Origin of the sequence: Pseudomonas sp. (assembly GCF_028293835.1) — a bacterium.
Lineage (GTDB): Bacteria > Pseudomonadota > Gammaproteobacteria > Pseudomonadales > Pseudomonadaceae > Aquipseudomonas.
In genome coordinates this window covers 14,125-27,930 of the sequence record NZ_JAQGNX010000048.1, presented here as the reverse complement: position 1 = coordinate 27,930, position 13,806 = coordinate 14,125, and the positions used below count along the sequence as shown (strand labels likewise).

General features: G+C 57.3%; 13 protein-coding genes. 10 read left to right on the top strand and 3 right to left on the bottom strand.

Annotation, left to right across the window (positions count from 1 at the left end; genetic code table 11):
* The 4 genes from JWR17_RS05810 to JWR17_RS05795 form a co-directional block, all read left to right on the top strand.
* The coding region (locus JWR17_RS05810) for an L-serine ammonia-lyase, iron-sulfur-dependent, subunit alpha (protein ID WP_299829201.1) at positions 1-327 on the top strand (327 nt) is incomplete at its 5' end.
* A gap of 71 nt (positions 328-398) precedes the next feature.
* Positions 399-1,523 carry a glycine cleavage system aminomethyltransferase GcvT gene (gcvT, locus tag JWR17_RS05805; protein ID WP_299829200.1) on the top strand — a complete coding sequence of 375 codons (1,125 nt, stop codon included), beginning with the start codon at positions 399-401 and terminating at the stop codon, positions 1,521-1,523.
* A gap of 242 nt (positions 1,524-1,765) precedes the next feature.
* Positions 1,766-1,978 (top strand): cold-shock protein, encoded by a 213-nt coding sequence (locus tag JWR17_RS05800; protein ID WP_299829198.1) that lies wholly within the window; start codon positions 1,766-1,768, stop codon positions 1,976-1,978.
* Between the two features lie 99 nt (positions 1,979-2,077).
* Positions 2,078-2,563, top strand: a complete 486-nt coding sequence (locus tag JWR17_RS05795) for an RDD family protein (protein ID WP_299829196.1) — start codon at positions 2,078-2,080, stop codon at positions 2,561-2,563.
* Between the two features lie 131 nt (positions 2,564-2,694).
* On the opposite strand, the gene lptG is transcribed toward JWR17_RS05795, so the two are convergent.
* The gene (gene lptG, locus JWR17_RS05790) at positions 2,695-3,756 is read right to left on the bottom strand and encodes an LPS export ABC transporter permease LptG (RefSeq protein ID WP_299829195.1); all 1,062 of its coding nucleotides are present in this window, start codon (positions 3,754-3,756) and stop codon (positions 2,695-2,697) included.
* Positions 3,749-4,870 carry an LPS export ABC transporter permease LptF gene (lptF, locus tag JWR17_RS05785; RefSeq protein ID WP_299829194.1) on the bottom strand — a complete coding sequence of 374 codons (1,122 nt, stop codon included), beginning with the start codon at positions 4,868-4,870 and terminating at the stop codon, positions 3,749-3,751. Before lptF ends, lptG begins: the two co-directional genes overlap by 8 nt.
* Before the next feature lie 336 nt (positions 4,871-5,206).
* Between lptF and JWR17_RS05780 the strand changes: the two genes are divergently transcribed.
* The 5 genes from JWR17_RS05780 to rlmF all read left to right on the top strand — a co-directional run bounded on the left by JWR17_RS05780 (position 5,207) and on the right by rlmF (position 11,894).
* A complete protein-coding gene (locus tag JWR17_RS05780; RefSeq protein ID WP_299829193.1) occupies positions 5,207-6,694 on the top strand; it encodes a leucyl aminopeptidase in 1,488 nt (495 codons plus the stop codon).
* Positions 6,695-6,746: 52 nt separating this feature from the next.
* The gene (locus tag JWR17_RS05775; protein ID WP_299829192.1) at positions 6,747-7,175 is read left to right on the top strand and encodes a DNA polymerase III subunit chi; all 429 of its coding nucleotides are present in this window, start codon (positions 6,747-6,749) and stop codon (positions 7,173-7,175) included.
* Positions 7,176-7,182: 7 nt separating this feature from the next.
* Complete coding sequence (locus JWR17_RS05770; protein WP_299829191.1) at positions 7,183-7,647, top strand: DNA polymerase III subunit chi; 465 nt, start codon at positions 7,183-7,185, stop codon at positions 7,645-7,647.
* Between the two features lie 252 nt (positions 7,648-7,899).
* The gene (locus JWR17_RS05765) at positions 7,900-10,746 is read left to right on the top strand and encodes a valine--tRNA ligase (RefSeq protein ID WP_299829190.1); all 2,847 of its coding nucleotides are present in this window, start codon (positions 7,900-7,902) and stop codon (positions 10,744-10,746) included.
* Positions 10,747-10,925: 179 nt separating this feature from the next.
* A complete protein-coding gene (rlmF, locus tag JWR17_RS05760) occupies positions 10,926-11,894 on the top strand; it encodes a 23S rRNA (adenine(1618)-N(6))-methyltransferase RlmF (protein WP_299829189.1) in 969 nt (322 codons plus the stop codon).
* A 182-nt stretch (positions 11,895-12,076) separates the two neighbouring features.
* On the opposite strand, the gene JWR17_RS05755 is transcribed toward rlmF, so the two are convergent.
* A complete protein-coding gene (locus tag JWR17_RS05755; RefSeq protein WP_299829188.1) occupies positions 12,077-12,358 on the bottom strand; it encodes an HU family DNA-binding protein in 282 nt (93 codons plus the stop codon).
* Positions 12,359-12,772: 414 nt separating this feature from the next.
* Between JWR17_RS05755 and yejK the strand changes: the two genes are divergently transcribed.
* Positions 12,773-13,774, top strand: a complete 1,002-nt coding sequence (gene yejK, locus JWR17_RS05750; RefSeq protein WP_299829186.1) for a nucleoid-associated protein YejK — start codon at positions 12,773-12,775, stop codon at positions 13,772-13,774.
* The last annotated feature ends 32 nt before the right edge of the window (positions 13,775-13,806 follow it).

Below are 13,806 nucleotides of genomic sequence, written 5' to 3'. Positions count from 1 at the left end.
TGCTCCATGGCCGCTGGCGCGTTGTGCGAAGTGTTGGGCGGTAATGTTCAGCAAGTGGAAAACGCAGCGGAAATCGGCATGGAACATAACCTCGGGTTGACATGCGACCCAATTGGCGGGCTGGTGCAAGTGCCCTGCATCGAGCGCAATGCCATGGGTTCGGTCAAGGCCATCAACGCGGTGCGAATGGCCTTGCGTGGCGACGGCCAACACTTTGTATCCCTCGATAATGTCATCCGCACCATGCGCCAGACCGGCGCTGACATGAAAAGTAAATACAAGGAAACAGCCCGGGGCGGGCTGGCCGTGAACATTATCGAGTGCTGACTTCAGCCTTATGCCATCCGCTGGATTCGCCGTTGTGAAGACGAGTCCGGAAAAAATCTCAGGAGCCATCAATGTCTACCGAACAGCTATTAACCACACCGCTTCACGCCCTGCACCGCGAGCTCGGCGCCAGGATGGTGCCTTTCGCCGGTTATGACATGCCTGTGCAATACACCGCTGGGGTCCTCAAGGAACACCTGCACACTCGCGCCCAAGCGGGTTTGTTCGACGTATCGCACATGGGTCAGATTCGCCTGACTGGCGCCAATGCCGCCAAGGCGCTGGAAACTCTGGTCCCGGTTGACATCATCGACCTGCCGGTTGGCATGCAACGCTATGCGGTGTTCACCAACGAAAACGGCGGCATCCTCGATGATCTGATGGTCGCCAATATCGGCAATGACCAATTGATCCTGGTGGTGAACGCCGCTTGTAAAAATGATGACTTGGCACACATCCAGAAATATCTGGCCGGTCAGTGCACCATCGAGCCGCTGTTTGAAGAACGCGCCCTGCTCGCCCTACAAGGCCCGGCAGCCGTGACTGTACTTACACGCCTGGCGCCTGAAGTGGCGAGCATGACCTTCATGCAGTTCGCCAAAATAACGCTGCTGGGTGCCGACTGCTACGTCAGTCGCTCGGGCTATACCGGTGAAGATGGTTATGAGATTTCGGTTCCGGCAGAGCACGCTGAAGCCCTGGCTCGTCGCCTGCTGGCCGAACCTGAGGTAGCGGCAATCGGCCTCGGCGCCCGGGATTCCCTGCGTCTGGAAGCAGGCTTGTGCCTGTATGGCCACGACATGAACACCGACACCACGCCCATCGAAGCCAGCCTGTTGTGGGCGATTTCCAAGGTCCGTCGTGGCGATGGCGCACGTGCAGGTGGCTTTCCTGGCGCCCAGCAAGTCTTCGCTCAGCAACAAGCTGGCGTCGCGCGTAAACGTGTCGGCTTGCTGCCACAGGAACGCACCCCTGTGCGTGAAGGCGCTGAAATCGTCGATGCCAATGACAAGGTGATAGGTGTTGTGACCAGTGGCGGCTTCGGTCCGACCCTTGGCGCGCCGTTGGTGATGGCTTATCTGGACAGCGCCTATGTCGCGCTGGACAGTGAAGTATCGGCGATTGTTCGTGGCAAAAAAGTCCCGATGAAAGTCAGCAAAATGCCTTTTGTGGCACAGCGTTACTTCCGCGGTTAATAACCGGCACGGTGGGCGCATTGGGCAAAACAGCAGGGCCTGAACGGGGCTTGTTTTTTTTGGTTCGGTAGGCGTAAAGTTTCTTAACTGTGTTTGCATGGGTCGCTTGGACCGTGACCTGGACAGTAGAGCCAAGCTTTGCTACATCCCGTTCGACGATTCTTACTTCCTGCAACCAGTCCCAGCTCTCTTTCAAAATGAAAGGAGCTGTCATCAATTCAAGTTTCAAGGGAATAAAGAGAATGTCAAATCGTCAGAGCGGTACCGTCAAGTGGTTTAACGACGAAAAGGGTTTTGGTTTTATCACTCCAGAAAGCGGGCCGGATCTGTTCGTCCATTTCCGCGCTATTCAGGGCAACGGCTTCAAGAGTCTGAAAGAAGGCCAGAAAGTTACCTTCATCTCCGTGCAGGGCCAGAAAGGCCTGCAGGCTGACGAGGTTCAAGCCGAAGGATAAGTAACTGGAACAGAAAAAGCCCCTGATGTTGATCATCAGGGGCTTTTTTATGCCTGGAATTCCGTAAAATGTTTTCTCTTTTGCAATCGAGCGTCTGCCATGTCGACCCACCAACTCCGCCCCCAGGGTGACTTTCCCATTGCAGGGTTAGGTCGTCGTCTGGCAGCCATGTTTTATGACGCCCTGCTGTGCATCGCTTTGCTGATGGTCACTACCTTGATCTACAAGCTGGTGTTGATGGCATTTGTAGGCGAGGCCAAACTGCGAACTTTATCGGAGTCCGGAGCGCTGGACGGCGACCCGCTACTGTCGACGATTTTATTGTTTGTGCTGTTTGGATTCTTTGCCAAGTTCTGGACCCACTCGGGCCAGACCCTGGGCATGCAAGTGTGGGGCATTCGTGTGCAAAACGCCGACGGTAGCGGCATCAGCCTGTGGCAAGCGCTGCTGCGTTTCGTGGTTTCGATTGGTTCGTGGCTGTGCATCGGGCTGGGGTTTATCTGGATGCTGTTCGACAAGCAAAAACGCAGCTGGCACGACATGTATTCCAATAGCCAGCTGGTGCGGATACCGAAGCAGAAATAGCTGCTGCACCCATCACCTTGCGGCACCCACGTTCTTCTGTACGAGGCAACTTGTTGGCGAGGCGTCAGACCGGACCCGCCGGATCAAGCCGCTCGCCAACACGTTGGCTCCTACAGATTGCCGCTGATTTCTTACCCCGCCCGACGCAGCAACCAGATCCCGGCGATGGCGCAGATGCCCGAAGGCACCAGCACCGCGAACAACGGGGAGAAGCCGAACACCAGGCTCGATGGACCCAGCAGGTCCTGGGCGATGCGGAAGGTGAAGCCGACCAGCACGCCTGTAAATACGCGCTGACCCAAGGTCACCGAACGCAACGGACCGAAGATGAACGAGATGGCCATCAATACCAGTGCCATGGTCACCAGCGGCTGCAGAACCTTGGTCCAGAACGCCAGCCAGTAACGACCGTTGTTCAAGCCTTGCTCTGCCAGATAGTGCGAATAACTCCACAGGCCCGAAATCGACAGCGAATCAGGCGGCAAGACCAGCGTACTCAACAACTGCGGACTCAAGGTCACATCCCACTTCTCGTCCGGGGTGGTGACGATTTCCGTGCTATCGCCGTGGAACAGCGTTGTGGTGACGTCCTGCAGCTGCCAGTGATCCTTGTCAAACTTCGCGTGTTTGGCAAAGCTCGCAATTTGCATATGGCGCTGATCGTCGAAACGGTAACGCGTCACGCCATACAGCACGCCGTTGGGTTGCACGGCGTTGATGTGGATGAATTCCTCACCCTCACGGTGCCACACGCCGTACTTGCTGCTTTGGGCGTCGCCGCCGCCCTGAGCCAGGGAGCGATTGGACTGAGCCATGTCCTCGCTGACCGGGGCGACATATTCGCCAACCAACACGCCAGCAACCATCAGCAGCAGCATTGGCTTCATGACGGCCCACACAATACGGCCGATGGACACGCCCGCCGCACGCATGATCGTCAATTCACTGCTGCTGGCCAGGCTACCCAGCCCCACCAGACAGCCGATCAATGCCGCCATGGGCAACATCTCATACACCCGCCGAGGCGCGGTTAACAGGACAAAGGAGCTGGCATCCAGCAAGGTGTAGGTGTCGCTGACGTCGCCCATTTCATCGATGAACGCAAACAACGACGCCAAGCCCAGAATGACGCCAAGCACACCCAAAATAGCGACCAGAACGCTCTTGCCGATGTAACGGTCGAGTTTAACCACGGGCCACCTCCTTCGCATCGCGGCGGCTGGCCACGCTCAACCGCAGGTGTTCCCAGTACAGCAACAGCACGCCGACCCCCAGAAACAGCGCGTGTACCCACCACAAGCCAAGGGCAATCGGGATTTTTCCACGCTCCAGCGCCCCGCGCGCAGCAATCAGGACGGTGAGATAAGCCATATACAGAAGAATCGCCGGAAGCAATTTGAGGAAACGCCCTTGACGCGGGTTGGCCTTGGACAGCGGAACGGCAATCAGCGTCACGATAAAGACCAGCAACGGCAGAGACAGGCGCCACTGCAATTCCGCTCTGGAGCGCAGAGTGTCATTACCGATCAGATCACGGGTAGGAATGGCTTCGCGATCAGTCACTTCCTGGGCGATCTCCGGTTTAGGAAGTACCGCACCGTAGATGTCGTATTTGATGGCGCGGTAGTTCGCTTCGCCAGGGTTACCGTCGTAGCGATAACCGTTTTCCAGAATCAGGTAGCGCGTGCCGTCGGGCTTGACCTCCTGGCGACCCTTCTCGGCGACCAGCACAGAAATCCCTTGATCCTTTTTTCCATCCCGCGACAGACGTTTTTCGGAAATGAATACGCCGCCCAACTGGGCGCGGTCTTCGGACAGGGTTTCGGTATAGGTAATCCGGGAGCCGTCACGCAGCGCCTGAAAGCGCCCCGGCACCAACGTATCGAATTCAGTCATCGCGTCCTGTTGATTGACGATCATCGCCACTTGCGCCGCGCCCTGGGGTGCCAACCCCAGGCTTAACCATGTGACCACCAAAGCCACCAGGGTCGCGGGGGCGAGGGTCATCCACAACAAGCGTTGCTGACTCATGCCAGTGGCGGCCAGCACGGTCATTTCGCTTTCGAGGTAAAGCCGACCGTACGCCAGGAGAATGCCCAGAAACAGACCCAGCGGCAGGATTAATTGCATGAAGCCCGGCAGACGAAAGCCCATGATCATGAACAGGACGCCGGGATCGAGCGCGCCCGATGCAGCTTGAGCCAGGTATTTAATAAAACGTCCGCTCATGATGATTACCAGCAACACAGCGCTGACCGCGCTCATGGTAACCAGCACTTCTCGGGACAGATAACGAAAGACGATCAAACCAGACACTCCAGGATTGTCGGGCACAGACGGCCAAACAATAAAAACGTATCAGCCACTATGACTAACGGCTCGCAGAGACGAACCACCAAAAAAATATGCGGCATTATCCTGTGATTGGGGGTGTCTGTCACTGCGCGCTCCAAATAGAACGTTCTAACCCAGGTGGAGCAACGCCGCGCAGGGTAAAAAACGTAGCACGCGAAGGGTTGTCAGGTTCCGCACGTGAGGGTCAAACTGCGTGCCTTGTGGTAAGTCACCCAGGACGAAACGACGCTCTGTGACTGCACCCTCATTTTTTTTTGCGAAAACCCACAGTTTATCGGGGACCCCGACATGGAATTTGTTGTTAAAAGCACTAGCCCAGAAACCTTGAAAACCGCCACGTTGGTGGTCGCCGTTGCCGAAGGTCGTGTGCTTAGCGACGCTGCAAAAAGCCTCGACACGTTGAGCGGTGGCGCTATTGCTGCGGTTCTCAAACGTGGCGACCTGGCTGGAAAAGTCGGTCAGAGCCTGTTGCTGCACAGTCTGCCCAACCTCAAAGCCGAACGCGTGTTGCTGGTTGGCGTCGGTAAAGACGGCGAATTGTCCGACCGTCAGTTCCGCAAAGTCGTCGCGGGCGTGTTGTCTGTACTGAAAGGCCTTGGCGGCAGCGATGCGGTATTGGTTTTCGACGGCTTGATTGTGAAAAACCGCGACACGTATGGCAAAGCGCGTCTGTTGGTAGAAACCCTGGCTGATGGCGAATATGTATTCGATCGCTTCAAGAGCCAGAAAGCCGAACCCCGCGCGCTGAAAAAAATCACCTTACTGACCAGCAAAACCACCCAGGCTGACACCGAGCGTGCCGCCACTCACGCGGCTGCCATCGCCACTGGCATGGCTTTCACTCGCGACCTGGGCAACCTGCCGCCGAACATTTGCCACCCAAGCTACTTGGCTGAAGAAGCCAAGAGCCTGGGCAAAGAGCATAAATACCTCAAGGTCGAGATTCACGACGAGAAAAAGCTCAAGGAACTGGGCATGGGCGCGTTCCTCGCGGTGTCCATCGGCAGTGAACAGCCGCCACGTTTGATCGTGATGAACTATCAAGGTGGCAAAAAATCCGACAAGCCATTCGTGCTGGTCGGCAAAGGCATTACCTTCGATACCGGCGGCATCAGCATCAAGCCAGCTGCCGGCATGGACGAGATGAAGTTCGACATGTGCGGCGCCGCCAGCGTCTTCGGTACCCTGCGTGCCGTGCTTGAGCTGCAATTGCCGATCAACCTGGTGTGCCTGCTGGCCTGCGCCGAAAACATGCCGAGCGGCAGTGCCACTCGCCCCGGCGACATTGTCAGCACCATGAGCGGCCAGACCGTCGAAATTCTCAACACCGACGCCGAAGGCCGTCTGGTGCTGTGCGATACCCTGACCTACGCCGAACGCTTCAAGCCTCAGGCGGTCATCGATATTGCCACCCTGACCGGCGCCTGTGTGGTTGCCCTGGGCGGCCATACCTCAGGTCTGATGGGCAACAACGACGAACTGATCGGCCAACTGCTGGACGCCGGCAAACAAGCCGACGACCGTGCCTGGCAATTGCCGTTGTTCGATGAGTACCAGGAACAATTGGACAGTCCGTTCGCCGACATTGCCAACATCGGCGGCCCGAAAGGCGGCACGATCACGGCGGGTTGCTTCCTGTCACGCTTCGCCAAGGCCTACAACTGGGCGCACCTGGACATCGCTGGCACCGCATGGCTGAGCGGCAAGGATAAGGGCGCCACTGGCCGTCCGGTTCCGTTGTTGACTCAATACCTGCTCGATCGCGCTGGCGTATAAACGCAGTGGGCGCGTTAGCTCAGGCTGATGCGCCCTGCGTTCTGGAACTGACATGACCCAAGTCGATTTTTACATCTTGCCCAGCGCCGACCCGCTGGCACGCCTGGACTTCGCCTGCAAACTCAGCGAAAAAGCCTGGCGCCTGGGCCATCGGGTGTACCTGCATTGCAGCGACGCCGCTCAACGCGATGATCTCGACGCACGGCTGTGGCGCTTCAAAGGCGAAAGCTTCGTGCCCCACGGCAATGCCGAAGATGATCACGACGCGCCGATCGTATTGGGACTGGGCGATGATCCGGGGCACCATCAAGATTTGTTGGTCAACCTGGACCTGCGCATCCCTGAATTTTTCAAACGTTTCGCCCGCGTGGCGGAAGTGGTAGTAGAAGATTCCGTAATTCGTCTGGCCGCACGAGAGAGTTTTCGTTTCTATCGTGAACAGGGCTATCCTCTGCAAGATCATCGGTTACAGCGTCTCTGAGTACACCATGGATACTCCAAAACCCCTGAAAGACTCTGCGCATTTACTGGACGACCTTGAGTCGATCCGGCAGTTGCTCGGTGATGATTCATTGCAGCCCCCATTGCTGACCGACAGCGTGACGGGCGATGTGCAAATCCCGTTGTTGTTCGATGTGGTGGGCGCGCGCGCAACGGCTGCGGCCAACGGCGAAGCGGTCGAGATTCCGTTTTTGCAGGTCGAACCGGTTGCAGTCCAGGCCACCAGTGTTGAAGAAGACGAGGCGGACATCCCCACGTTGACACCTGAACCCGCGGCCGAACCTGCGGCGCCCAACCCGGACCTGTTGCTGCACCTGGACAACGAACTGCGCGCCGCCGCGCAATTGATCATGCAAGACGTCATCGACGACTTCGCTCCGCACATCGAAACTGAAATCAAACGCCGGCTTGACGCAAGAATGGAGCGGTTGTTGAGTCAATATCAGTCCTGAACCTGCCTCTTGTAGGAGCGCGCTTGCCCGCGATGCAGTGCGCAGCGCTGCGAAAAATGGTGAATTTCAATCGCCGGAAGGCCCTTCGGTCCTTATCGCGGGCAAGCGCGCTCCTACAGTCGTTTTTCATGCCACGCCTATAACAACCCGATGCCGCTGGTAGCTTGCGGCTTACAGCTTGTGGCTTGAAACTGCCCCTCCCGCTATACTTGTCGGCTTTCCTGAATTAATGCCAATAGGGTCCCGCCGCGCATGGAAAAGACCTACCAGCCGCACGCCATTGAAACTTCCTGGTATCAAACCTGGGAGTCCGAGAACTATTTCGCTCCGCAGGGTGCCGGTGACCCTTACACCATCATGATTCCGCCGCCGAACGTCACCGGCAGTCTGCACATGGGTCACGGCTTCAACAACGCGATCATGGACGCCTTGATCCGTTTCCGTCGCATGCAGGGTCGTAACACCCTATGGCAACCGGGCACCGACCACGCCGGTATTGCCACGCAAATGCTCGTGGAACGCCAGATCGAGGCTCAAGGCTTGAGCCGTCATGATCTGGGTCGCGATAAATTCCTGGAAAAAATCTGGGAATGGAAGGACCAGTCCGGCGGCAACATCAGCCGTCAGATTCGTCGTTTGGGTTCTTCCGTGGACTGGAGCCGCGAGCGCTTCACCATGGACGACGGCCTGTCTGATTCTGTGAAAGAAGCATTCGTACGCTTGCACGAAGACGGCCTGATCTATCGCGGCAAGCGCCTGGTCAACTGGGACACCAAGCTGCACACTGCTATTTCCGACCTGGAAGTGGAAAACCACGACGAGAAAGGTTTCCTCTGGAACCTGCGTTATCCACTGGCCGATGGCGCGAAAACCGCTGATGGCCTGGATTACCTGGTTGTCGCGACTACGCGCCCGGAAACCATGCTCGGCGACGCCGCCGTTGCCGTTAACCCGCAAGACGAACGCTACCAGGCCCTGATCGGTACGTTCGTTGAACTGCCATTGGTTGGCCGCCGCATTCCAATCATCGCTGATGATTACTGCGATCCTGAATTCGGCACCGGCTGCGTGAAAATCACCCCGGCCCACGATTTCAACGATTACGAAGTGGGCAAGCGCCACAACCTTCCGTTGCTGAATATTTTCGACAAAAACGCTGCTGTCCTGCCTGCCGCACAGGTGTTCAACATCGATGGCACGCTAAACGAGCTGATCGACGGCACCCTGCCCGCTGCGTATGCCGGGCTGGACCGTTTCGAAGCGCGCAAGCAAATCGTCGCAGCCTTCGATGCTGCAGGCCTGCTGGTCAGCGTCGACGACCACGCATTGAAAGTGCCCAAGGGCGACCGCTCCGGGACCATCATCGAACCGTGGCTGACCGACCAGTGGTACGTCTCCACCAAGCCGCTGGCTGAGCAGGCCATCGCGGCTGTGGAAGACGGGCGCATTGCGTTCGTGCCCAAGCAGTACGAAAACATGTACTTCTCGTGGATGCGTGACATCCAGGACTGGTGCATCAGCCGCCAGCTGTGGTGGGGCCATCGGATTCCGGCCTGGTACGACGAGTCGGGCAAGGTCTATGTCGGCCGCGACGAAGCCGAAGTCCGCGCCAAGAACAACCTCGGCCCAGAGGTTGCGCTGCAGCAGGACAACGACGTGCTCGACACCTGGTTCAGTTCGGGCCTTTGGACGTTCTCGACGCTTGGCTGGCCGGAAAAAACCGAAGCGCTGAAAACCTTCCACTCCACCGACGTGCTGGTCACCGGTTTCGATATCATTTTCTTCTGGGTTGCCCGGATGATCATGCTCACCATGCATTTGGTGAAGAACGAAGACGGTACGCCGCAAGTTCCGTTCAAGACCGTTTACGTACACGGTCTGGTCCGCGACGGCCTCGGTCAGAAGATGTCCAAGTCCAAGGGCAACGTTCTTGACCCGCTGGACATCATCGACGGTATCGAACTGGAAGATCTGGTTGCCAAGCGCACCACGGGCTTAATGCAGCCAAAACTGCAGAAGAAGATCGAAAAGCAGACCCGTGACGAGTTTGCGGACGGCATCGCCAGCTACGGCACCGATGCCCTGCGCTTCACCTTCTGCTCGCTGGCGTCTACCGGCCGCGACATCAAGTTCGATATGGGCCGCGTTGAAGGCTATCGCAACTTCTGCAACAAAATCTGGAACGCAGCCCGCTACGTTCTGGACAAAGGTGAAGATTGCGGCCAAAACGGCGAAGCGGTTGAGTTGTCATTGGCTGATCGCTGGATCATTTCGCAGTTGCAGCGCACCGAAGCCGAAGTGACCCGTCAACTGGATCAGTTCCGCTTCGACCTCGCGGCACAAGCCTTGTACGAGTTCATCTGGAACCAGTATTGCGACTGGTACCTTGAGCTGTCCAAGCCCGTGCTGTGGGACGAGAACGCACCGGTGGAGCGTCAACGTGGCACTCGCCGTACGCTGGTTCGGGTATTGGAAGTAGCGTTGCGCCTGGCCCATCCGTTCATGCCGTTCATTACCGAAGAAATCTGGCAGCGCCTCGCGCCACTGGCGGGCGTGACCGGCAAGACCATCATGCTGCAACCTTGGCCAGTGGCCAACGAAGCACGGATTGATCAGGCCGCCGAAGACGACATCGAATGGCTCAAGGGTTTGATGCTGGGCACGCGAAACATCCGCGGGGAAATGAACATCGGTCCCGGCAAGCCGCTGCAATTGTTCCTGAAGAATGTCAGTGCCGAAGACCAGCGTCGCCTCACGGAAAACGATTACCTGCTGAAAAAACTGGCTAAGCTTGAGTCCATCACCGTGTTGGCGGAGGGTGTTGAAGCGCCGCTGTCCGCTACGGCTTTGGTCGGCGAGATGGAAGTGCTGGTGCCGATGGCAGGCCTGATCGACAAAGCCGCCGAGCTGGCGCGTCTGGACAAAGAAATCCTGCGCCTGCAAGGTGAAGTGCAACGGGTGGGCGGCAAGTTGTCCAATGCGGCCTTCGTCGACAAGGCGCCACCTGAAGTGATTGCCAAGGAACGCGCCAAACTGACCGAAGCGGAACAAGCCTTGGGCAAACTGGCGGAACAACACGCACGCATCGCCAGTTTGTAAGGGCGACATCAGGCCGGTCCGTTAGCGGGCCGGCTTCTCTGTAGGAGCGCGCTTGCCCGCGATATGGCCAGCCCTGACACCGAAGGTTTTGATCATGAAACGCGGTGCCTGACCCAAAGCAATCGCGGGCAAGCGCGCTCCTACAGCGTGATGCACCTGCATTCACAGAATTGAATTCCATGACTACCCCAGACAAACCAAAAGCCACGATGCATCCGCGCAACCGCCACCAGGGCCGTTACGACTTCCCGAAGCTGATTAAAAGCAGCCCTGAGCTGGCCGAGTTCGTAGTGGTCAATCCGTACGGCAACGAAAGCATTGATTTCGCTAACCCATCGGCAGTGCGAGTGTTCAACCGCGCGCTGCTGAAATCGTTCTATGGCGTTGCACACTGGGATATCCCACCTGATTACCTGTGCCCGCCGATTCCTGGCCGTGCCGACTATCTGCACTTTCTCGCCGATCTGCTGGCCGAGAGCAACGAGGGGGTTATCCCGCGGGGCGCTTCAATTCGTGCGTTGGACATCGGCATGGGCGCGAACTGTGTCTACCCCTTGATTGGCCACAGCGATTACGGCTGGCAGTTCCTCGGTTCGGACATCGACCCGACGGCGATTTCTGGCGCCACCGCCATCGTCAAATCCAACAACCTGCAAAAAGTCATCAGCCTGCGCCTGCAAAGCAACCGTAAGCAGATCCTGCTGGATCTGCTGCACGGCGAAGAGCGTTTTGACCTGAGCCTGTGCAACCCGCCGTTCCACGCGTCGATAGATGAAGCGCGACGTGGCAGTCAACGCAAATGGCGCGCACTGGGCAAAGCTGACCCGAAACGCACGTTGCCGGTACTGAACTTCGGTGGGCAGTCCCAGGAACTGTGGTGCGAAGGTGGCGAAATCGGCTTCGTGACGCAGTTGATCAACGAAAGCAAACACGTGCCGCAGCAAGTGTTCTGGTTCAGCACGCTGGTTTCGAAAGCGTCAAACTTGCCGTTGATTCAAAGCACGCTGAAGAAAGCCGGGGTTTTTGACAGCCGCGTGGTAGAGATGTCCCAGGGCCAGAAACAAAGCCGCTTCGTGGCCTGGACCTTCCTCGACAACACCCAACAGCGCATCTGGCGCGAAAAGCGCTGGGCAGCCGCCAAGGTTTGATCCACCTGAAAACACAACCTCTGTAGGGAGCCAGCTGGTTGGCGAGACTTGAATTGCCTCGCCAACCAGTTGGCTCCTACAAGGATTAGCGAACATCAGACAGAAAAAAGCCGTGCCCGGAGTGATCCGGAGCACGGCTTTTTTATAGCAAGATCAGGTTGCCTGTCAGGGCAAACAAATACTTACTTGTTCACCGAGTCGCTAAGGCTTTTAGCCGGTACGAACTTGATGACTTTCTTGGCAGCGATTTCGATGGCAGCGCCAGTCGAAGGGTTACGGCCGGTGCGAGCTGGACGCTCAGTTACTTTCAATTTGCCAATGCCTGGCAAAGTGATTTCAGCGCCGTTTTCCAGTTGATCAGCAACAATCTGGCCCAATTGCTCAAGAGCATTACGCGCGGTGGTTTTTGGCGCGTCGATAGCTTCGGCGATATCGGCGATCAATTGGTCTTTAGTCATTGCCATGGTGGTGTTCCTTCCCTATCTAATTCATTTGGATTGCAGAGTGCGGCGTCGGCCCGGGGCCAGGCAAAAAACCTGGCCCTCACGTAGCAGCCACGATCAATCGCGAAATGTAGATGCTGAAACCGGACTTTGGTTCGGCCTGACGCTTACAAACTGCATGCTCAGCGCTCTTCAGTGCGCAAGACCGGGCAAAACTAGCACAGAGACACGCAAATATCCGCCCCTACCTACCCATTTGGTCAGCTTTAGGGCGCTAAAAGGTAAAAAATGCAGGCCTGGCGCTCATTTCCGGTTAAAAAGCGGCCGCTGAGGGACGCATCGGCGGCATGCAAGGTGCGTTACACTGGCCGCCTTTGAATTGAGCCCAGCCCTCCCCCGCCGCTCTTCATCTCCGTTTTTCCAGCCGAGAAGCCCATGCCGATCCGTCACTGCATCGTCCACCTGATCGAGAAAAAACCTGACGGTACGCCAGCAGTTCTCCATGCACGCGACTCAGAACTCGCTGAGTCCCAGGCCATCGAAAACATGCTCGCCGACCTCAACGAGAGCTACAACGCCAAGCAAGGCAAGGCATGGGGCTTTTTTCATGCTGAATCCGGCGCGCATCCATTCAGTGGCTGGCTGAAGGAATACCTGGACGGCGGTAAAGACTTCACTGCCTTCAGCCGCATCGCGGTCGAACACCTGCAAAAGCTGATGGAAGAATCCAACCTGTCGGTGGGTGGCCACGTGTTGTTCGCTCATTACCAACAAGGTATGACCGACTACTTGGCCATCGCCCTGCTGCACCACAGTGAAGGCGTCGCCGTGAACGCCGAGCTTGACGTCACGCCGTCGCGCCATCTGGACCTGGGCACCTTGCACCTGGCGGCGCGCATCAACGTCTCTGAATGGCAGAACAACAAACAGTCCAAGCAATACATCTCGTTCATCAAAGGCAAAAACGGCAAAAAAGTGTCTGAATATTTCCGCGACTTCATCGGTTGTCAGGAAGGCGTCGACGGCCCCGGTGAAACCCGCACCCTGCTCAAGGCATTCAGCGACTTCGTCGAGAGCGAAGACTTGCCGGAAGAGTCGGCCCGGGAAAAAACCAAAACATTGGTGGAATACGCCACCAGCCAAAACAAAATGGGCGAACCCATGGGCTTGGAGGAATTGTCCGGCTTGATCGACGAAGAGCGTCCACGTGCCTTCTACGATCACATCCGTAACAAGGACTACGGGCTGTCGCCAGAGATACCCGCGGATAAGCGCACCCTGAACCAGTTTCGTCGCTTCACCGGCCGCGCAGAGGGCCTGTCCATCAGCTTTGAAGCGCACCTGCTGGGCGACAAGATCGAATACGACGAAGAAGCCGGCACGTTGATCATCAAAGGCCTGCCCACCCAACTCACCGACCAGCTCAAACGCCGCTGATTGTTTATGAACTCATCTGTAGGAGGCAGCGT